Raw genomic sequence first — 20,377 nt, forward strand, 5'->3', positions numbered from 1 at the left:
GAGTTGTCCACCGGGTTATCCACCGCCCTGGGCTGGCCCGTGGAGCGTGATTATCCACAGGTTGCGGCTGGTCATCCACAGGTCACGACGAAGGAGGACGACGTGGTTTCACGTGAAACGGCGACGTCGAGCCCGGCCGGCGAGGCCGTGCCGCCGCGGGGGTTCACGGTACGCACGGCCGCGGACCTCGCCGTGGACCACGCCACGTTCGACGACGACGCGACCCCGCTGGCCCGGGCCGCGGAGCACACCGTGCTGGCGCGGCACGGCGCCATGCTGCGCCCGGCGCTGCCGCGTCCGGCCGCCACCCGCGTGGTCGTGGTGGCCAACCAGAAGGGCGGGGTCGGCAAGACCACCTCGACCGTGAACGTGGCCGCCGCGCTGGCCCAGCTCGGCCAACGCGTGCTGGTCATCGACCTCGATCCCCAGGGCAACGCCTCGACGGCGCTCGGCGTGGACCACCGCCGCGGCGTGCCGTCGACGTACGACGCCCTCGTCGACGGCGTCCCGCTGGCCGAGGTGGTCAGCCCCTGCCCGGAGGTGGCCTCGCTGGACGTCGTGCCCGCGACCATCGACCTGGCCGGCGCGGAGATCGAGCTGGTGAGCGTGGTCGCCCGGGAGAACCGGCTGCGCAGGGCGATTCGCGCGCATCCCCTCGTCGGCACCGCCGCGGAGGCCGGCGAGGAGCGCTACGACTACGTGCTGGTGGACTGTCCGCCGTCCCTGGGCCTGCTCACGCTGAACGCCCTCGTCGCCGGCGAGGAGATGATGATCCCGATCCAGGCGGAGTACTACGCGCTCGAGGGTCTGGGCCAGCTCCTGGAGACCGTGGAGATGGTCAAGGCGCACCTGAACCCCGAGCTCAGCGTCTCCACGATCCTCGTGACGATGTACGACGCCCGCACGCGGCTGGCCGCGGGGGTCGCCGAGGAGGTGCGCTCGCACTTCGGGGACCAGGTCCTCAAGACCACGATCCCCCGGTCGGTGCGGGTCTCGGAGGCGCCGTCGTACGCGCAGACCGTGATGACCTACGATCCCGGATCGCCGGGCGCACTCTGCTACCTCGAGGCTGCCCGCGAGATCGCGACCAAGGGAGCACCACGATGAACGCCAGCCGACCCCCGCAACGCCGAGGCCTGGGGCGCGGCCTCGGCTCGTTGATCCCGACCGCGCCGGCCCAGCCGGCTCCCGCCGATCGGGACAGCGCGTCTGGGGCGCCGAGCCCCGAGCCGTCACCCGCCGGGGCGGATGCCGCGGCCCGCCCGGAGGCGGGTGCCGAGGAGCGGACGGACGGGCGCACCGACGGCAACGTCTCCGGTGCGGTGCAGGCCGCGCCGGCGGCCGGCCCGGTCGGCAGCGACGGGCTGGCACCCGTAGCCGGTGCCTACTTCGCCGAGATCCCGGTCGGCCTGGTGGCGCCGAACCGGGCCCAGCCCCGCCAGGTCTTCGACGAGGACGCCATGGCGGAGCTGGTCCACTCCATCCGCGAGGTCGGGCTGCTGCAGCCGATCGTGGTGCGTCGGACGGGCGGCGAGGCGTACGAGCTGGTGATGGGCGAGCGCCGTTGGCGCGCGGCCACCGAGGCCGGACTCGAGACGATCCCGGCGATCGTCCGCGAGACCGACGACACCGCGATGTTGCGCGACGCGCTGCTGGAGAACCTGCACCGCTCCCAGCTCAACCCCCTGGAGGAGGCGGCCGCCTACCAGCAGCTGCTGGAGGACTTCGGCTGCACCCACGACGAGCTCGCCGGCCGGATCGGCCGCTCCCGTCCCCAGATCAGCAACACCCTGCGGCTGCTCCGCCTCAGCCCCGCGGTGCAGCGTCGCGTCGCCGCCGGCGTGCTCTCCGCCGGGCACGCGCGGGCGCTGCTCGGCGTCGAGGACCCCGATCGGCAGGACCGGCTGGCGCAGCGCGTGGTCGCGGAGGGCATCAGCGTCCGCGCGCTCGAGGAGATCGTCGCGATCGGCGAGGCGGACGGCCCCGCCCCCCGGGCCCCGCGCCGCAAGCCCTCCGCCCCCGGCCTGGTCGACATCGCCGACCGGCTCTCGGACCGCTTCGAGACGCGGGTGAAGGTCGACCTGGGCAAGGCCAAGGGCAAGATCACCGTCGAGTTCGCGACGCTGGACGACCTCCAGCGCATCGTGGACGTGATGGACCCTCGCAATCGCACCGATCGAGTCATCTAGTCGCTAAGTCGATATAGTGGTTTGTCGACAAAATGATAAAGCGATGAAGCGACTGGCCGACATGCGTGGGCCCCGGTTGTCAGGGCGTTCCCTCGGTTGATGGGCGTTGCAACGGCCCCCAACCGTGGGGATCCCCGGCCAGCCGGGGATTCCTGCAGCCGGCCGGGGCGGGCCGTGGCGGGCCGGGCGGGGCGGTCGCGCCCGTCGGTGACCCGCCGTACCTCCGGGGGTTGTCAGGGCGTTCCCTCGGTTGATGGGCGTTGCAACGGCCCCCAACCGTGGGGATCCCCGGTCAGCCGGGGATCCCTGCAGCCCGGAGCTACCGCTTGCGACGCCGGGCCAGGCGGGCGGCGCGCTCCTCGTCGTCGAGGCGGTCGGCCTCGGCGGGGGTGGGAGCGGAGCCGCCGTGGGAGGCTGGCAGCCACCAGCTGCCGGGAGGCTGCTCGGCGGCCGGGTAGGCGGCGATGGCCTCCTCGAGCATGGTCGCCATCCGGGCGCGCAGCTCGGCGGTCTCGGCGGCCGCGTCCTGGCCGGTGGGGTGGAACGGCTCCCCGACCCGGATCGCGATCGTCCGCCCGCGGGAGAAGTCGCGGGGGTGGTCCTTGGTCATCATCCGGTGGGTGCCCCACAGGATCACCGGGATGATCGGCACGCCCGCGTCGGCGGCGATGCGGACCGCCCCGGACTTGAACTCCTTGAGCTCGAAGGAGCGGGAGATGGTGGCCTCCGGGAAGATCCCCACCACCTCACCGGCCTTCAGGTACTCCACCGCGGTGCGGAACGACGCGACGCCGGCGCCGCGATCGACCTCGATGTGGTGCAGCGACCGCATCAACGGCCCGACCCAGCGGTGGTCGAAGAGCTCGCGCTTCGACATGAACCGGACCAGCCGGTGCGAGGGCTGCGCGGCGAACCCGCCGTAGACGAAGTCGACGTAGCCGATGTGGTTGAAGACCAGCAGCGCCCCGCCGGTGCGGGGCACGTGCTCGGTGCCGGTCATCGTGAAGCGCTGGCCGAGCGCCCGGAAGGCCGCCTTCGCGGCCCAGATGATGGGGGGATAGGTCAGGTCACGCACGGGGCCGTCTCCTCGGTGCTCATGCAGGGGTCTGGTGCCGGGCCACGGCGGCCTGGACGAGTGAGGCGCACACCTGGCCGAGGTCGCGGTCGGCGGCCTGGACGGACAGCGGCACGGTGGAGGTCTCGGTGAACCCGGGTGCGACGTTGACCTCGAGGAACCACACCCGCCCGGCGTCGTCCACGATCAGGTCGGAGCGGGAGACGTCGCGCAGGCCGAGCTCCCGGTGGGCGGCGAGCGCCACCCGGGCGACCTCGGCGGCCAGCTCCCCGGACAGCGGGGCGGGGGTGAGGAACTCCGTGGACCCGGCGGTGTAGCGCGCGGTGTAGTCGTAGACACCGCCGTCGGGCCGGATCCCGACGGCCGGCAGCGCCCGGGGTCCCGAGCCGTCGTCGAGGACGGGTACGGCGACCTCCAGGCCGGTGACCAGCTGCTCGATCAGCGCGACCGCGCCGTACGCGAACGCGTTGACCATCGCCGAGGGCAGCGCTTCGGCGGTGCGCACCACCGACGCGCCGAGCGCCGAGCCGCCCCGGGCGGGCTTGACCATCAGCGGCAGCCCCAGCCGGTCCACCAGGGCGGCCATCACCGCCGCGGCGCCGAGCTCGCGGAAGGTCTCGTGCGGCAGGCACACCGACGCAGGGGTGAGCAGCCCGGCCCGCGCGACCACCGCCTTCGCAACGGGCTTGTCGAACGCGGTGCGGCACGCGGCGGGCGGGGAGCCGACGTAGGGCACGTCGAGCAGCTCGAGCACCTCGCGGATCGCGCCGTCCTCACCGGTCTCCCCGTGCAGCATCGGCACCACGCACGCCGGGCGCTCGGCGCGCAGCACCGAGAGCAGGTCGGCGTCGACGTCGCGCTCGACGACCTCCTGGCCGGTGCCGCGCAGCGCCTCGGCGACCCGGCGGCCCGAGCGCAGCGACACGTCGCGCTCGTGGGAGAGGCCTCCGGCCAGGACGAGGATCGCGCTCAAGGGGTGCTCCACTCCGGTCAGTTCTGTCTCAGCGGGGTCAGCTCAGGTCGCTGCTGGGGGCGTCGTAGCCGCTGCGGGCCTCCACGGCCGCGCTCGGCGGGACCGCGCCGAAGGTCTGGCGCAGCTCCATCTCCTCCTCGAGCACCCCCGCGAGGCGACGGACCCCCTCCCGGATCCTCTCAGGAGTCGGGTAGCAGAACGACAGCCGCATCGACCCCGAGCCGAAGCCGTCGGCGAAGAAGGCGGTGCCGGGGACGTAGGCGACCCGGGCGGTCACGGCCCGCGGCAGCATCGCCTTGGCGTCGACGCCCGGCGGCAGCGTCACCCAGACGAAGAACCCGCCCTCGGGCTCGTTCCACGCGCACGTGGCCGGCATGAAGTCGCGCAGCGCCTCCATCATCGCGTCGCGGCGCTCGCGATACATCTCCCGCATCTGCTTGATCTGGCCCTGCCAGTCGTGCGTCGACAGGTACGCCGAGACCGCCATCTGGCTGAACGACGGCGGGCACAGCGTGGCCGACTCCTGGGCGAGCACCAGCTTCTCCCGCACCGCGTGCGGCGCCAGCGCCCAGCCCACCCGCATGCCGGGCGAGAAGGTCTTGGAGAACGAGCCGAGGTAGATCACGCCCTCGGCCTCGTCGGCGCGCAGCGCGCGCTGCGGCTCGGCCTCGAAGCCGAGCAGGCCGTAGGGGTTGTCCTCGAGCACGAGGATGTCGTGACGCCGGCAGATCTCGAGGATCCGCGGGCGACGCTCGGGGGTGAGCGTGACGCCGGCGGGGTTGTGGAAGTTCGGGATCGTGTAGAGGAACTTGATCGTGCGCCCGGAGGCGCGCACCGAGGTGATCGCCTGCTCCAGCGCCTCGGGGACCAGCCCGTCGGCGTCCATCTCGACGTGCACGACGTCGCACTGGAACGACTTGAACACCCCCAGCGCCCCGACGTACGACGGGGCCTCGCACAGCACGACGTCCCCGGGGTCGCAGAAGATCCGGGTGACCAGGTCGACGGCCTGCTGGGAGCCGACCGTGACCACGACGTCGTCGGGGTGGGCCTCGATGCCCTCCAGCCGCATGACCTCGCAGATCTGCTCGCGCAGGGCGGGATCGCCCTGGCCGGAGCCGTACTGCAGGGCGACCGGGCCGCTGGTCGCGATCAGGTCGCCGATCGCGCTCCCGACCACGTCGAGGGGCAGGCCGGAGATGTTCGGCATGCCGCCGGCCAGCGAGACCACCTCGGGCCGGGAGGCCACCGCGAAGAGGGCCCGGATCTCCGAGGCGGTCATGCCGGCCGTGCGCGCGGCGTACCGGTCGACGTAGGAGTCCAGTCGGGTGCCCGACCCGGCGGGGCGGCCGGGGCCGTGCTGCTGCGCAGGGGTGTTGTCCATGACCGCTCTAGCATGAAGGATGGAGGCCGGCGCCGCACGCGTGGACCGGGGACTGGGCGCGTCGGCCCGGTCACATTGCCGGTCACCTTGCTCGTCGTACTGCTCGTCACACCGCGCAGGAGGGGCCCATGTCGCGCAAGATCGTCCGGCTCACGCTCGACCACCTCGACGCGCTGCCCGAACCCTGTCGCTCCTGCCTGTTCTGGGAGCTGGACCCGGTGCGGCGCGCCCGGGTGGAGGACCCGCGCCGGGAGAAGGACGCCTGGCTCTCGCAGGTGCTGCGCGAGTGGGGGTCCTGCGGCCGGGTCGCGCTCGTGGACTCGCAGCCGGTCGGCTACCTGGTCTACGCGCCCGCGGCGTTCGTGCCGGGGTCGGCGAGCTTCCCGACCGCGCCGGTCTCGCCGGACGCGGTGCTGATGACCACGGTGTACGTCGAGCCCCGGCACGCCGGCGGGGGCCTGGGCCGGATGCTGGTGCAGGGCATGGCCCGCGACCTGATCGAGCGCGGTGGGATCCGGGCGGTCGAGGCGTTCGGCGACACCCGGGGCACCGGGCGGTGCGTGGCGCCGGTGGACTTCCTCAGCAGCGTGGGCTTCAAGACCCAGCGCGCGCACGGCGTGCACCCGCGGATGCGGATGGAGCTGCGCTCGACGGTGACCTGGAAGGACGAGCTCGAGGCCGCGCTGGAGCGGCTGCTGGGCGCGGTGCGCCCCGGGCACAAGACCGCGCCCGCCCCCACGCCGAAGGCGACGAGGAGCGGGCGCCAGGCCCTGTGACAGGCCCTATGACGGGCCCTAGGAGGCGGGCTGGCCTCAGGCGATGAAGTCGGACAGCTCGTTGAGCAGCGTCGCCTTCGGACGGGCGCCGACGATCGACTTCACGACCTCGCCGTCCTTGTAGACGTTGATGGTCGGGATGCCCGTGACGCGGTACGACGACGGGGTGACCGGGTTCTCGTCCACGTTCATCTTGAAGAACGTGACCTTGTCGCCGTGCTGGGCGGCGATCTCGTCCAGGATCGGGGAGACCTGGCGGCACGGACCGCACCACTCGGCCCAGAAGTCCACCAGGACGGGCTTGTCGGACTTGAGGACCTGCGCCTCGAACTCGGCGTCGGTCACGGCAGCGATGTTCGCCACGAATCACACCTCTCTCGGTCGTACTTGGGGATGTCGAGTCAACACCATCGCGGGGGCGGATGTTCCCACCCCGTCCCCACCGCGCCGTGGCCGGCGGGGCGCGACGGCGGGGCGGTGCTCAGGCGCCGGCGATCTGCGCGGGCTCGCCCACCAGCTCCGCGTCGGCGCGCTCCTGCGCCTCGCGCGGGGTCGCGGCCACGTGCTCCAGCTCGGCGAGGAACCGCTCGGCGTCCAGGGCCGCGGCGCAGCCGGTGCCGGCGGCGGTGATCGCCTGGCGGTAGTGGTGGTCGACCAGGTCGCCGCAGGCGAACACCCCGGGCAGGTTGGTGCCGGTGGAGGGGTGGGTGACCACGACGTACCCGTTGTCGTCGAGGTCGACCTGGCCCTGGAGCAGCTCCGAGCGCGGGTCGTGGCCGATCGCGATGAACAGGCCGGTCGCGTCGAGCCGGCGGGTCTCGCCGGTCACGGTGTCCTTGAGCGTCAGCGACTCCAGGCGGTCGGCGCCGTTGATCTCCTCGACCTCGGCGTTCCAAACGATCTCCAGCTTCGGGTCGGCGAACGCGCGCTCCCGCATGATCGCCGACGCCCGCAGCTCGTCGCGGCGCACGATCAGCGAGACCTTGCTGCCGAAGCGGGTCAGGAACGTCGCCTCCTCGACCGCGGAGTCGCCGCCGCCGACGACCGCGATGTGCTGGTCGCGGAAGAAGAAGCCGTCACAGGTGGCGCACCAGGACACGCCGCGTCCGGAGAGCTCCTCCTCGCGGGGCAGCCCGAGCTTCCGGTAGCCGGAGCCGGTGGCCAGGATCACCGCGTGGGCCGTGTGGGTGTCGGTCGCCGTCCTGACGACCTTGACGTCACCGGTGAGGTCGACCTCGACGACGTCGTCGGGGACCAGCTCGGCGCCGAACCGCTCGGCCTGGGCGCGCATCTCGTCCATCAGGGCCGGGCCCATGATGCCGTCGCGGAACCCCGGGAAGTTCTCGACCTCGGTGGTGTTCATCAGTGCCCCGCCGGCGGTCACCGACCCCTCGAAGACGAGCGGGTGCAGGTTCGCCCGGGCGGCGTACACCGCGGCGGTGTAGCCGGCCGGCCCGGAGCCGATGATGATGACGTTGCGGGTCGCAGAAGCGGACATGAAGGGCGATCTCTCCTCGATCGGGGACTCACGGGTGCAACCGATCGTAGGTGCTGGCCATTCCCCGTGCGGGCCCGACCGGCGAGCAGCCGGTCCGCGTCCGGAACGGCCACGGGGCTCAGCGCGCGGGCAGCGTCGTGGTCCGCAGCAGGTCGGTGGTGCCGCACCGGAACAGGTCGACGACCTGGCTGTCCCCCGTGGCGGGACGCAGCACCAGCACGGCCGGGAGCCCGTCGTAGCGCACCGGCACCACCCGGCCGCGACCCCAGTCCGCGGGCTGGCAGTCGAACGCCGGTCGCGACGCGCCGTTGCGGTCCCCCGCGGTCGCGCCCGTCTGGGACATGGCCGCCCTGCGGGCCCGGGTGGCGTCGACCGGGAAGTGGTCGGAGCGGACCCGGACCGGGGGGAGGTCCGGGATCGTCGCGGGGTGGCGGCCCTCGGTCGCGCCCGCACCGGACCCCGCCGACTTGGAGGGGGCGTGGGCGTACGACTGGGGCCCGGTCCCGTCACCGGAGGCCCCGTGGGAGGGCTGGCCCGGGTGCTGGCCCGAGGGCCCGCTCGCGGCGCCGCTGGCGGCGGAGTCCTGGGACGAGCCGCCCGAGGACGAGAACGGCGCCAGCCGGTCCACGCCGACGCCGATGGCGACCACCGCCGCCGCGGCCACCAGCAGGGTGGTGGCCCGCCGCCGGCGGCGGGCGGCGAGGTCGGTGACCTCGGCCGCCGGCGGCGGGACCTCCTGCTGGCCGGCCAGGTCGGCGATGACCGCGTCGAGGCGGCTCGCCACGTCGACGGGCATCGGCTCGGTGTGCCGCGCGTCGGCGAGCAGGCGACGGACCTCACGCGCCCGGGCGCTGGGCCGGTGGGTCATGGCGGTCACCTCCTCGGGTCTGTCTCGGGTCGGTCCGGTGGCTGGTTGCTGGTGGGTCGGGTCGGGCTTCAGGCCGGCGGCCCGCGCGGGGACTCCGGTGATCGGACGGACGAGCCGGGCGGGGGGTTCCCCGACGGGACGTGTCCCCGGTCACCGGCGTACCCCTCGAGGTCGAGGAGCCGGGCCAGTCGGGTCCGGCCTCGTGAGCAGCGGGACTTCACGGTGCCGACCGCGCACCCCAGGATCGCGGCCACCTCGCTGACGGGGTAGCCCTCCATGTCCACCAGCACCAGCGCCGCCCGCTGGTCGGCGGGCAGCGTGGCCAGCGCGGCCAGCACCGCGCCCCGGCGGTCGCCGGCCACGACGGCCTCGGCCGGGTCGGTGGCCTCGGCCCCGGGTGTGGGACCGGTCGCCACCACGCCGCGCCGCTCGTACTCGGCGAGGTCGTCGGGCAACGGGTCGGCGCGCCGGGACCGCGCGGCGCGCAGCCGGTCGAGGCAGGCGTTGACCACGACCCGGTGCAGCCACGTGGTCACGGCCGCCTCCCCGCGGAACGAGCCCGCCCGGCGGTAGGCGGCGACCAGGCCGTCCTGGAGACCGTCGGCCGCGTCCTCGGGGTTGCCCATGGTGCGCAGGGCCACCGCCCACAGCCGGTCGCGGTGCCGGGTGAACAGTACGCCGAACGCCTCGGCGTCGCCGGCCACGTGGGCCCGCAGCAGGTCGGCGTCGCTGGGCTCTCTGTTGGGCTCACCGCCGGGCTCGCTGCTGGGCTCGCCGCCGGGCTCACCGTCCGGCGGGACGCGACCCGGGGTCATCCGCGGACCGCGACCTCGGCCACCTCGCCGCGGTAGCCCCCGTCCACCGGGGGGAGCGAGGTCAGCCACACGGTGAGGTACCGGCCGCGGGCCGGCTTGTCGAGCACGAGGTGGGTGTGGCCGTCGGAGGCACGCACCTTGGCGACCGCGCTCATCGTGGACGCCGACGTGGGCTGCTGGTCGCTGACGAAGAGCGAGGCCGAGGTCGGCTGGCCCAGGAAGGTGAGGTCGACCGAGGCGACGTCGTGCACGGCGCCGAGATCGACGACCAGGCCGACCCCGGTCTTGAGCCCGCCGGGACCCAGGTTCTGGTCGTAGGTCATGGTGCGCCACGCCGTCGACGGGTCGCCGTCCACGGCGAGCGGGGCCAGGTCGGGGTTCTCCTCCGGCGGGTCGCCCTGGGGGTCCAGGTCGGTGGCCGTCAGCCCGGTGATCGGCTCCGCGGAGGCGCTGGGGGTGGCGGAGGGGGTGCTCTGGTGCTCCGCCGGTACGGCGCCGAGCGGGGTCCGTCCGCGCCCGAGGTTGAAGGTGACGACGACCGCCACGAGCAGCAGCAGGCTGACCCCGAGCACCACCGCCAGGCGCATCCAGCTGCGACCGGGGACCTCGTCGTCCTCCTCGTCCTCCTCGGCGATCGGGATCACGCCGCTGCCGGTCCCCGCGCCGGTGCCGGTGCCGGTGTCCCACGGCCAGTAGTCGCGTCCGTCGGTGCTCGCGATCGCGTTCGGCCGGGCCTTGCGCACCGGCTGGCCGTCGGTGGGCTCCGGCGCGAACAGCGGCCGCTCGGGGATCTCCTCGAACGGCGGCGGGGGCGGCGGCGGGGTGCTGCGGGCGCGCAACCACGACACGTCGTCGTTCTCGTCGTCGAAGACCGGCATCCCGGCCTGCGTCGGCAGCTCGGCCGCGGCCTGGTCCGGCGCCTCGGTCCGTGGCTGCGGCCCGGTGGCGACCCGGTCCTCGGCGTCCGCCGGCTCCTCGGAGACGGCCGGGAGCTCGTCCGCGGAGGTCTCCACGGGGGGCGGGGTCGTCCCGTGCCCGTTGACGAGCGGCCCGGGCCGGTCCTGGTCGTGCTCACGGTCCGTGGGCTCGGTGGGGGACCCGGTGGTGGGCTCGGTGGTGGGCCCGGTGGTGGGCCCGGTGGTGGGCCCGGTGGTGGGCCCGGTGCGGGCGACGGGGGCGCGGAACGCGGTGGTGGTGCCGGTGGGCAGCGCCGGGAGCACCACGGTGCGCCCGTCGTACGCCGCCTGCTGCTGCGCCTGGAGCTGGCGGGCCTGCTGCTGGCGGGCCTGCTGGCGGGCCTCGTCGGTGGCCAGCCCGGCCGCGTCGCCCACGAACTCGCACAGGTAGTCGGTGACACCGCGCGCGGAGCCCAGGTCGAAGCCGTTGCGGGGCGACACCTCGGCGTAGGGGTTCACCAGCTGGTCGCAGAGCTGGTCGAGGGTTCGTGGGATGCCGGCGCGGACCTGCCGCGGGCGCAGCACCCGGCCGTGCTCGTCGGGGGCCGGAGGGACGGCCGAGGGGGACACGCCCGCCCACCGGCCGGTGAGCGCGAAGTAGAGCAGCGCACCGAGGTCGGTGACGTCGGCGGAGAGGCGCCCCGGGGGCAGGCCGTGCAGCGCCGCGTCGACGCAGTAGCCGATGAGGCGGACCGAGCCGGTGCTGTCGACCAGCACGTTCTCGGGGGCCAGCCGGCCGTGCGCGACGCCGGCGGCGTGGCCGGCCGCGACCGACGCCGCGACCTCCGAGACCAGCCAGGCCGCCCGGCGGGGCGCCATCGGCCCGTCGGTGGCCAGCATGATGTCCAGCGACCGGCCCGAGCCCCACTCGTTGACGACGTAGCAGAGCCCGTCGACCCGGTCGGCGTCGAGCACCCGGAGCAGCCTGCGGTCCTGGACCGTCGCCGAGCTCCGGGCCGCCTCCAGCAGTCCGGCGGCGCGCTCGTCGTCGGCGGCCAGCACGTGCACCGCGACGTGTCGATCGAGCACCCGGTCCTGGGCTCGCCAGAACCGGCCGGCCCCGCTCTCGACGAGCAGGTCGACCAGGCGGTAACGGTCGGCAAGGACGTCGCCGGGCCGGATCGAGTTCGGCACTCAGCTCCCCTCTACGGCAGATCAGTGGCCATCGTAGGACCCCCGGGTCCGCATCCCCGGGAGGCGTCCGGCCACCGTGTCCACGACCTCGGTCACCTCACGCACGTGCAGCAGCCGCGCGAGCACCAGGAAGACCACGACGTCCGCGCCGGTGACCAGCAGGGCCCGCAGCGCGGCGACCAGATTGGTGGGCTCCTCGCCCAGGAAGCCGAGCAGCTGGTGGACGGCGTACGCCACGGCGGTGGAGGCCGTGACGGCGATCGCCATCCGCACCCCGAACCGGACCAGGGTGGGCGTCCGCAGCCCGCCCAGCTCCCGGCGCAGCACCGAGTAGGAGACCACCGAGCCCACGGCGTACGACGACGCGTAGGCCACCACCAGCGCAGGCGAGGTGTGCGCGGGGTCGGTGCGCGCGACGAGGACCAGCGCCACCACGATGTTGGTCGCGGCGACCGCGCACTGGATCCAGAACACCCGCCGGGTCTGCTCGAGCGCGTAGAAGCCCCGCAGCATCAGGTAGTGGACCGTGAACAGCGCGATCGCCGGGCCGAAGAGCGCCAGCGACAGCACGAACAGCTCGTAGTGCTCGCGGGCCGCGGCGAACGCGACGGTGTTGGCGACGTCGCGGGCGATCACCGGCATCAGCGCGGCGAACGGGATGATCACCGCCAGCGCGGTGCGCAGGGTGCCGCTCAGCGAGGTGGCCAGGCCCGCCAGGTCGCCCTCGGAGGCGCGCGCGGCCAGGCGCGGCAGGATCGCGGTGGCCAGCGACACGGTGATCACCGAGTGCGGCACCATCACGATCAGGAACGTCGTGGAGTAGACGGTGTAGCCGGTCCCGGTGCTCGAGCTCCCGCAGCCGGTGCCGCCCGAGGCCAGCCGCACCACGACCGTGTAGGCGATCTGGTTGACCACCACGAACAGCACGGTCCACAGCCCCAGCCGGAGCGTGTGCGAGAGGCCGGTGCCGCGGAAGTCGAACCGCGGCCGCCAGGTCACGCCCGCGGCGCGCAGGTAGGGCAGCAGCACCAGCAGCTGCACGGCGATGCCCAGCGTGGCGCCGATGCCCAGCAGCGCCTCCTGGCCGCCGGTGAAGGCCCCGTGCTGCTCGGCGGCGCTGGCCCTGCCGTAGACGAGGAGGTACGCCGTGAGCACCGCCACCGAGATCACGTTGTTGGCGATCGGCGCCCACATCATCGGCCCGAACCGGCCGCGGGCGTTGAGCACCTGGCCGACCAGCACGAACATGCCGTAGAAGAAGACCTGCGGCAGGCAGTAGCGGGCGAACGCCACCACCGAGTCCCGCTCGGCGGCCATCGCGGGGCTGTCGTAGCAGGAGTTCAGGTAGAGCTGCATCACCCAGGGGGCGGCCACCACCAGCAGCACGGTGACCGAGCCGAGGAAGACCACCGCCAGGGTGATGATCCGGTTCGTGTAGGCCTCGCCGCCGTCCTGGTCCACCTTCATCGCCCGCACCAGCTGGGGCACCAGCACCGCGTTGAAGACGCCGCCCGCGAGCAGGATGTAGAGCATGTTCGGGATCGTGTTGCCGATCGTGAACAGGTCGGCGTGCAGGCCCAGCCCGAGCGCGGCGGTGATCAGGAAGGCGCGGGCGAAGCCGCTGAGCCGCGAGACCACCGTCCCGGCGGCCATCACCGCGCTCGAGCCCAGGACCTTCTGGCTCTCCGAGGCCGTCATGCGCTCCTCCTCATGGATAACAGGCTGCTCGCGATCCGGGCCGGCGTCACGCCGGCGGTCGGAGCGGGGGACGGGATCGGGCTCACGCCGGGCTCACGAGGCGCTCACACGGGGCTCACGAGGGGCTCACGAGGGGCTCACAAGCGGGCGCCCCGGGCGCCCCGGGCCGCGCGCACCCGGCGGACCAGCCGCAACGCGATGGCGAGGAACAGCAGGGCCAGCCCGGTGCCGATGATCAGCCAGATCACCCTGCTGACCTGGGCGGAGCGGATCGGGAGCCGGTCGCTGGCCCCGAGCGGGGTCCCGTCGGAGTCGGTCACGACCAGGGTGATGTTGTGCACGCCGGGCGCGGACGTCGAGGCGGTCAGCAGCACCGTGGCGCTCCCTCCCGGCCCGAGCGGGATCTGTCGCGGGCCCTCGACGTGCACCCGCGGGCCGGTGAGCGCCTGGACGTGCACGGTCACCGCCCGGTCCAGGCCGTTGCTGAGCGTGGCCGCGAACCGTCCGCTGGTGCTGGACAGGGTGACCGCGGGCGGAGCGTCGATGCGGATCGAGCCCAGCTGCCCCTCGATCCACGACCGCGAGGCCTCCAGCGTGGCCCGGGTCCGGTGCGGGTGGTCGCGGTGACCGAAGGACACCGAGGTCATCGCCTGGTCCCGGACGGCGGCGGCCACCGCGGCCTGGTCGCCCAGCACGTCCTGCAGCGTGGCGCCGGCGCGCACCAGGCCCCCCGCGGCGGTGAACGCCGGCGCGTTCAGCTCGCGCGCCTCCCGGTGCCGGGAGTAGCGCAGCCCGTCGCCGGACACCGGCGTGGCCGCGCGGGCGGAGATGTCGGCGACGCTGGTCAGCCGCAGCCAGGGCACGTCGAGGCCGTCGAAGAAGTCCGTGGTCGCGTTGGGGGTCCAGTCCGAGGGCAGCAGCACGACGAGGGGGTTCGCGGCCGGGTCGAGGAAGCGCACCGCCGCCTCGGCGAGGATCCGCTGGCGCATCGCGATCGGGGCCCGTCGGGGGCCCGGTCCGGGGCCGCCCGAGGAGGCGCCCTGGGAGACGGCGATGACCTTGCGCCCGGCCACCGCGGCCACCGTCGGCGTGGAGGGACCGCCGAGCTCCCGGTCGGAGAGCAGCACCGTGGCGCGCTTCGGCGCGGCCGTGAGGGTGTCGCTCGGCAGGAACCCCGAGGGGGCGGCCAGCCCCGGCGTCATCGGAATGCCCCAGGGTGACAGCACGTCGCCGCTGCGCTTGCGGGCCTCGTGCAGCAGCTCCGGGTCGTAGCGGGACGCGGCGGCCGCGTCGACGTCGCCGTACGGCAGCGCCAGCACCTGGTTGCCGTCCAGCGCCTCGTGCAGCCGGTCGAGCCACGCATTGCCGGCGTCCGCGACCGCGGCCAGCTCGGAGTTCGCCCCGGTGCTGGAGCCGGTGCCGGCGCCCTCCTCCGACGGGGGGTCGGTGGGGGAGCCCGACGCTGAGGGGGACGCGGACGAGCTCGCCCCGCCGTCCTCGTCGCCGGACCGGGGCGGAACCGCCAGCCGCGCGGGGTTGCCCGCGGTCAGCGAGCGCACCACCTCGGGCAGGCCGGGGTCGAGCAGCCAGGTCACCGGCCGGTCTCCGGCCGCCGCGCCGAAGTCGACCATCGACCGCAGCCGGCCGCCCGGCTGGAGGGTCCGTTCCCAGTTGCGCAGGCCCCGGACGCTGCCGTCGGGGGCGTAGGAGACCGCCTTGCGCAGCGGCAGCACCAGGGCGGTGTCGACCGGCGGCTTGCGGTGGCCCACGACGAGGGGGAGGAAGGTCCGCGCCCGGCCGTCGGCGCCCTCGATACGGCCGTCGGGTCCCGCGCCCAGGGCGTGCACGCCGAACCAGTAGACGCCGGGCTCGGTCACCGGGAGCTGCGAGCGCGGGATCGTGATCGCGAACTGCTGGCTCTGGCCGGGCTCGATCCGGTCCAGGGTGGCGTAGGTGCCGGGCTTGGTGATCCGGTCCCCGACGTACGCCGCCGGATCGGTCCGGGCGGCCGCCACCAGCTCGCCGGCGGAGCGCATCGGCGTCAGCGAGCCCGGCTGGGCGCCCCCGATGAACCCGTAGACCTGTACGGCAGTCCAGGCGGCGTCGTCGTCGTTGGTGACCGAGCCGGTGACCCGGATCGGGCCCTTGCGCGGGATGGTCGAGGGGTAGATCGAGTCCAGCGAGATCGACAGCGGGGGCGCGTCGGCCGCGGTCCGCGCCGCGGCCGGTGGGGTGGTCAGCGGCGCCACGCCGGCGACCAGGCCGGCCAGCACCGCGGCCAGCACGGTCACGACCGCCGCCACGAGGGCAGGCGGCAGCGACGTGGGACGAGGCACGGGCCTGACTGTAGCCGTCGGGCTCCCGCGCCCCGGGGTCGGCGCGGCGCCGGGCGGCTCGGGGCGGGGGTGGGGGCGAGACGCGGAGTCGAGTCCGGCGTCCCGGGGCTTATAGACTCGCGCGCCGTGCCCGATGCCCCGCTCCCCCCGCTCCAGCTGACCGACGTCCAGCGCTCGGTCTCCGCGGAGCTGGACCGGATCGCCCCGGTCATCGACGAGCTGGGCCGGCGCTTCCGCGGCGCCGGGCACGAGCTGCACCTGGTCGGCGGGCCGGTGCGCGACGCGATGCTGGGCCGCCAGCACAACGACCTGGACTTCACGACCTCCGCGCGCCCCGAGCAGACCGAGCGGCTGCTCAAGGGGTGGGCGGACGCGGTCTGGGACATCGGTCGTGCGTTCGGCACCATCGGCTGCCGCCGGGGTGATTGGCAGGTCGAGATCACGACGTACCGCTCGGAGACCTACGACCCCTCCTCGCGCAAGCCCGACGTGGACTTCGGCGACACGCTGGCCGGCGACCTCGGGCGCCGCGACTTCACCGTCAACGCGATGGCGGTCTCGGTGCCCGACCGGACCTTCGAGGACCCCTTCCACGGGGTGGTGGACCTGGCGCACCGGGTGCTGCGCACGCCCGGGCGGCCGGAGGACTCCTTCTCCGACGACCCGCTGCGGATGATGCGGGCGGCCCGGTTCGCCGCGCAGCTCGGGTTCAGCGTCGACCCCGCGGTCGTCTCGGCGATGACCGCGATGGCGGACCGGATCACGATCATCTCCGCCGAACGGGTGCGCGACGAGCTGGTGAAGCTGGTGTGCGCGCCGTACCCCCGCCTGGGCCTGGGGCTGCTCGTCGAGACCGGGCTGGCCGGGCACGTGCTGCCCGAGCTGCCGGCGCTGGCGCTGGAGCGCGACGAGCACCACCGGCACAAGGACGTCTACGAGCACACGCTGACGGTGCTGGAGCAGTCGATCGAGCTCGAGTCGCGGCTGCCCGGCGGCGGACCCGACTTCGTCTCCCGCTTCGCCGCGCTCATGCATGACGTCGGCAAGCCGCGGACCCGGCGGTTCGTCGGCGACGGCACGGTCACCTTCCACCACCACGACGTGGTCGGCGCCAAGATCACTCGCAAGCGGATGAAGGCGCTGCGCTTCTCCAACGACCAGATCGACGCGGTCAGCGGGCTCGTCGAGCTGCACCTGCGCTTCCACGGGTACGGCACCGGCGAGTGGACCGACTCCGCGGTGCGGCGCTACGTCCGCGACGCCGGTGACCAGCTCGAGCGGCTGCACGTGCTGACCCGCGCCGACTGCACGACCCGCAACAGGCGCAAGGCCGAGCGGCTGCGCCGCACCTACGACGACCTCGAGGCCCGCATCGCCCGGCTCTCGGAGGAGGAGGAGCTGGCCTCGCTCCGGCCGGACCTCGACGGCAACCAGATCATGGCGATCCTCGAGATCCCGCCGGGCCGCGTGGTCGGCGAGGCCTACCAGCACCTGCTCGAGCTGCGCATGGACCGCGGCCCGATGTCGTCCGAGGACGCCGAGGCCGCGCTGCGGGAGTGGTGGGCGGCCCGGGGTTGACCGGCGGTCGGCGCGTCTGGGCGTGGCGGGGGTCACTGCACTGTTGAACATCTGTCAGTAACGTCGGCGCACCGACCACCAGACCTCCGGGAGCGCGCCATGACCCAGCAGACCACCGATACCGACCGGATCGAGCCGCTGCTCGAGGAATCGATCGAGATCGCCGCATCGCCCGCCACCGTGTGGGCGCTGGTCTCCGACGTGGCGCGGATGTCCTCCTGGAGTCCGCAGGTGGTCCGGACGGTCGTGCGCGGTCGTCCCGTGCAGCAGGGCACCCGCTTCTACAACCTGAACCGGCGCGGGCCGCTCTTCTGGCCGACCCAGGCCATGGTGGTGGCCTGCGAGCCGCACCGGCGCTTCGCGTTCCGGATCAAGGAGAACTGGACGGTGTGGTCGTTCACGCTCGAGCCGACCGCCGAGGGCGGCACCCGGCTGACCGAGCGTCGCGAGGCCCCGAAGGGCATCTCGGGCGTCTCGCGCGGCCTGACCCGCCTCGCCCTGGGCGGCCAGCAGGTCTTCACCGCCGAGCTGCGCGAGGGGATGCGCGAGACCCTGGCCCGGATCCGGGCCGAGGCCGAGGCCCGGCGTACCGACCCCGCCTGACCTGCCCGCCTGACCTGCCCGCTGTCCCCGGCCCGGTTTGCCCGGGTGCCCATGTTCCGTTCAATTGTTTGGAGTCAAGCCGGCCTACTGGCCGGTAACCCCCCCCAAGTTCGAGCAATTGAACGAGGCGCCAAGGCCGTCACGGTCGACCGGAGCAGGGCTGTGGATAGCCGCCGCGGGTGAACGCCTCGTCGTGCCAAGGTCGGAAACGTGGCAGAAGAGCACGACACAGATCCCGGGACCGGGACCGAAGCCGGGGCCGAGGCCGGGACCGGGCTGAACACGAAACGGCCGTTCACCCGCGCGGACGCCGTCCGCGCGGGGATCCGCCCGAGCCAGCTCGGCTCGCGCTTCCGCCGGATCTTCCGCGACGTCTTCATCGCCGAGGAAGTGCTCCCCACCAGGCGCGAGAAGGTCGAGGGGGCGCTGCTGTTGCACCCGAAGGGTGCCCGCGCGAGCCATGTGACCGCGGCCCAGCTGTGCCGCGTACCGGTGCCCGACCACTCTGAGGTGCACATCAGCGTGGCCAGGGCCAAGGACCGCAGGTTCCAACCCGGGATCAAGTGCCACGTCTCTCCGCCAGGCACCGACTTCCGGCTCCAGGACGGCATCCCGGTGTCCAAGCCGCAGAGGCTCTTCATCGAGCTGGCCTCGATGCTGACCCTGGTCGACCTCGTGGTGGCCGGCGATGCCATCCTGCGCGTCTTCCACCTGAAGGCGGCGGCGTTCCGTGAGGGCCTGTCCCGGAGCCGCGACTACTGGTCGCCGGCCGCGCGCGCCGCCGCGGCGTACGTCCGCGACGAGGTGGACTCCCCGATGGAGACGCGCCTGCGCATGCTCATCGTGCTGGCCGGGCTGCCCGAGCCGGTGGTCAACCACAAGCTGCGCAACCGGGACGGCGAGGTGCTGGTGAGGTTCGACCTGGCCTATCCCGCGGTGCACCAGGCGATCGAGTACGACGGCCGCCCGCACGTCGAGGTGCGGGCGAACTGGGAGTCCGACATCGACCGTCGCGAGCTGGTCCAGGACGAGGAGTGGCGGATCATCACCGTGACCTCACGCGGCATCTACGTCGAGCCCGGCCGGACCATCCGCAAGATCGAACTCGCGCTGCGTCGGCTGGGCGTCCGGATCGGCCGGCTGTCCAACGAGTGGCGCATCCACTTCCCTGGCCGGCAGGGGAACGCTGCCGCCTGACCTCGTTCGGCCCCCAGAGCCGTCTGGGCGATCGACAGCCTCGAACGTCGGCGCTCCGGGAACAATTGCTCGGAAGTCGGGGGGTTACTGATCAGTAGCGCCCGGATCTCCGAGCAATTGAACGGACAGACCGCACGCCCGCCGTACGGCGAAGGCCCCCGCCACCTAGGGGTGACGGGGGCCCGGCCGGGTGTCAGCGGGAGCGGACGCTCACTCCTCGCCGGCGATGAAGGCCTCGACGCGGCGGCGACCCTCGTCGTCGGGCAGCTGCACCGGCGGGGACTTCATGAGGTACGACGACGCCGAGATGATCGGGCCGCCGAGGCCGCGGTCCTTGGCGATCTTCGCGGCGCGGATCGCGTCGATGATGATGCCCGCGGAGTTCGGGGAGTCCCAGACCTCGAGCTTGTACTCGAGGTTCAGCGGGACGTCGCCGAAGGCGCGGCCCTCGAGGCGGACGTAGGCCCACTTGCGGTCGTCGAGCCAGGCGACGTAGTCGGACGGGCCGATGTGGACGTTGCGGTCGTGGATCTTGCCCGACAGCTCGCCCTGCAGGTTGGAGGTCACGGCCTGGGTCTTGGAGACCTTCTTGGACTCCAGGCGCTCGCGCTCGAGCATGTTCTTGAAGTCCATGTTGCCGCCGACGTTGAGCTGGTAGGTGCGGTCCAGCGTCACGCCGCGGTCCTCGAACAGCTTCGCCATCACCCGGTGGGTGATGGTGGCGCCGACCTGGGACTTGATGTCGTCACCGACGATCGGGACGCCGGCGTCCTCGAACTTCTTGGCCCACTCGGGGTCGGAGGCGATGAAGACCGGCAGCGCGTTGACGAAGGCCACGCCGGCGTCGATCGCGCACTGGGCGTAGAACTTGTCGGCCTCCTCCGAGCCCACCGGCAGGTAGGAGACGAGGACGTCGACCTCGCGGTCCTTGAGCACCTGGACCACGTCGACCGGCTCGGCCGCGGACTCCTCGATGGTCTCGCGGTAGTACTTGCCGAGGCCGTCGAGGGTGTGGCCGCGCTGCACCTCGAGCCCGAGCGTGGGCACGTCGCAGATCTTGATGGTGTTGTTCTCGGAGGCGTTGATGGCCTCGGAGAGGTCCTTGCCGACCTTCTTGTCGTCCACGTCGAACGCGGCCACGAAGGTGACGTCGGAGACGTGGTATTCGCCGAAGGCGACGTGCATGAGGCCCGGGACGTTGCCCGACGGGTCGGCGTCCTTGTAGTAGTGCACGCCCTGGACCAAGGAGCTGGCGCAGTTGCCGACTCCCACGATTGCTACTCGTACCGAACCCATG

General features: G+C 73.4%; 17 protein-coding genes. 6 read left to right on the plus strand and 11 right to left on the minus strand.

Annotated elements, in window-relative coordinates:
- Positions 1-102: 102 nt before the first annotated feature.
- Both BJZ21_RS00350 and BJZ21_RS00355 read left to right on the plus strand, forming a co-directional pair.
- A complete protein-coding gene (locus BJZ21_RS00350) occupies positions 103-1,107 on the plus strand; it encodes a ParA family protein (protein ID WP_425490497.1) in 1,005 nt (334 codons plus the stop codon).
- Positions 1,104-2,189, plus strand: coding sequence for a ParB/RepB/Spo0J family partition protein (locus BJZ21_RS00355; RefSeq protein ID WP_179661937.1), 1,086 nt, complete (start codon positions 1,104-1,106; stop codon positions 2,187-2,189). Before BJZ21_RS00350 ends, BJZ21_RS00355 begins: the two co-directional genes overlap by 4 nt.
- Positions 2,190-2,508: 319 nt before the next feature.
- Here the strand turns inward: BJZ21_RS00355 and BJZ21_RS00360 are convergent, their stop codons facing one another.
- Genes BJZ21_RS00360 through BJZ21_RS00370 form a run of 3 tightly spaced genes read right to left on the minus strand, consistent with a single transcriptional unit; the run spans position 2,509 to position 5,621 of the window.
- Positions 2,509-3,264, minus strand: coding sequence for a 1-acyl-sn-glycerol-3-phosphate acyltransferase (locus tag BJZ21_RS00360; RefSeq protein ID WP_179661938.1), 756 nt, complete (start codon positions 3,262-3,264; stop codon positions 2,509-2,511).
- A gap of 19 nt (positions 3,265-3,283) precedes the next feature.
- Positions 3,284-4,237, minus strand: a complete 954-nt coding sequence (locus tag BJZ21_RS00365; protein WP_179661939.1) for a D-alanine--D-alanine ligase family protein — start codon at positions 4,235-4,237, stop codon at positions 3,284-3,286.
- A gap of 37 nt (positions 4,238-4,274) precedes the next feature.
- Complete coding sequence (locus tag BJZ21_RS00370) at positions 4,275-5,621, minus strand: aminotransferase-like domain-containing protein (RefSeq protein ID WP_179661940.1); 1,347 nt, start codon at positions 5,619-5,621, stop codon at positions 4,275-4,277.
- Positions 5,622-5,749: 128 nt separating this feature from the next.
- Between BJZ21_RS00370 and BJZ21_RS00375 the strand changes: the two genes are divergently transcribed.
- Positions 5,750-6,397, plus strand: coding sequence for a GNAT family N-acetyltransferase (locus BJZ21_RS00375; RefSeq protein WP_179661941.1), 648 nt, complete (start codon positions 5,750-5,752; stop codon positions 6,395-6,397).
- A 36-nt stretch (positions 6,398-6,433) separates the two neighbouring features.
- Here the strand turns inward: BJZ21_RS00375 and trxA are convergent, their stop codons facing one another.
- The 7 genes from trxA to BJZ21_RS00410 all read right to left on the minus strand — a co-directional run bounded on the left by trxA (position 6,434) and on the right by BJZ21_RS00410 (position 15,702).
- On the minus strand, positions 6,434-6,760 hold the full coding sequence (gene trxA / locus BJZ21_RS00380; protein ID WP_343051876.1) for a thioredoxin: 327 nt from the start codon (positions 6,758-6,760) through the stop codon (positions 6,434-6,436).
- A gap of 118 nt (positions 6,761-6,878) precedes the next feature.
- Positions 6,879-7,895, minus strand: a complete 1,017-nt coding sequence (trxB, locus tag BJZ21_RS00385; RefSeq protein ID WP_179661942.1) for a thioredoxin-disulfide reductase — start codon at positions 7,893-7,895, stop codon at positions 6,879-6,881.
- Between the two features lie 118 nt (positions 7,896-8,013).
- Positions 8,014-8,763, minus strand: coding sequence for a hypothetical protein (locus BJZ21_RS00390; RefSeq protein WP_179661943.1), 750 nt, complete (start codon positions 8,761-8,763; stop codon positions 8,014-8,016).
- Between the two features lie 68 nt (positions 8,764-8,831).
- Positions 8,832-9,578, minus strand: coding sequence for an RNA polymerase sigma factor SigM (gene sigM, locus BJZ21_RS00395; RefSeq protein WP_179661944.1), 747 nt, complete (start codon positions 9,576-9,578; stop codon positions 8,832-8,834).
- Positions 9,575-11,668: a protein kinase family protein gene (locus tag BJZ21_RS00400; RefSeq protein ID WP_179661945.1), complete on the minus strand. Its 2,094-nt coding sequence runs from the start codon at positions 11,666-11,668 to the stop codon at positions 9,575-9,577. Before BJZ21_RS00400 ends, sigM begins: the two co-directional genes overlap by 4 nt.
- A gap of 21 nt (positions 11,669-11,689) precedes the next feature.
- Positions 11,690-13,366: a murein biosynthesis integral membrane protein MurJ gene (gene murJ / locus BJZ21_RS00405; RefSeq protein WP_179661946.1), complete on the minus strand. Its 1,677-nt coding sequence runs from the start codon at positions 13,364-13,366 to the stop codon at positions 11,690-11,692.
- 137 nt (positions 13,367-13,503) lie between these two features.
- Positions 13,504-15,702: a DUF6049 family protein gene (locus BJZ21_RS00410; protein ID WP_179661947.1), complete on the minus strand. Its 2,199-nt coding sequence runs from the start codon at positions 15,700-15,702 to the stop codon at positions 13,504-13,506.
- A 156-nt stretch (positions 15,703-15,858) separates the two neighbouring features.
- Here BJZ21_RS00410 and BJZ21_RS00415 point away from each other — a divergent pair, with 156 nt between their 5' ends.
- The 3 genes from BJZ21_RS00415 (at position 15,859) to BJZ21_RS00425 (ending at position 19,080) form a co-directional block, all read left to right on the plus strand.
- Complete coding sequence (locus BJZ21_RS00415) at positions 15,859-17,280, plus strand: CCA tRNA nucleotidyltransferase (protein WP_218851588.1); 1,422 nt, start codon at positions 15,859-15,861, stop codon at positions 17,278-17,280.
- A gap of 99 nt (positions 17,281-17,379) precedes the next feature.
- Positions 17,380-17,883, plus strand: a complete 504-nt coding sequence (locus BJZ21_RS00420) for an SRPBCC family protein (protein ID WP_218851209.1) — start codon at positions 17,380-17,382, stop codon at positions 17,881-17,883.
- 210 nt (positions 17,884-18,093) lie between these two features.
- Positions 18,094-19,080 carry a hypothetical protein gene (locus BJZ21_RS00425; RefSeq protein WP_179661949.1) on the plus strand — a complete coding sequence of 329 codons (987 nt, stop codon included), beginning with the start codon at positions 18,094-18,096 and terminating at the stop codon, positions 19,078-19,080.
- A 210-nt stretch (positions 19,081-19,290) separates the two neighbouring features.
- Here the strand turns inward: BJZ21_RS00425 and BJZ21_RS00430 are convergent, their stop codons facing one another.
- Positions 19,291-20,376, minus strand: a complete 1,086-nt coding sequence (locus tag BJZ21_RS00430) for an inositol-3-phosphate synthase (RefSeq protein ID WP_179661950.1) — start codon at positions 20,374-20,376, stop codon at positions 19,291-19,293.
- Position 20,377: the final 1 nt, after the last annotated feature.

It is taken from the genome of Nocardioides panaciterrulae (assembly GCF_013409645.1).
Taxonomy (GTDB): domain Bacteria; phylum Actinomycetota; class Actinomycetes; order Propionibacteriales; family Nocardioidaceae; genus Nocardioides; species Nocardioides panaciterrulae.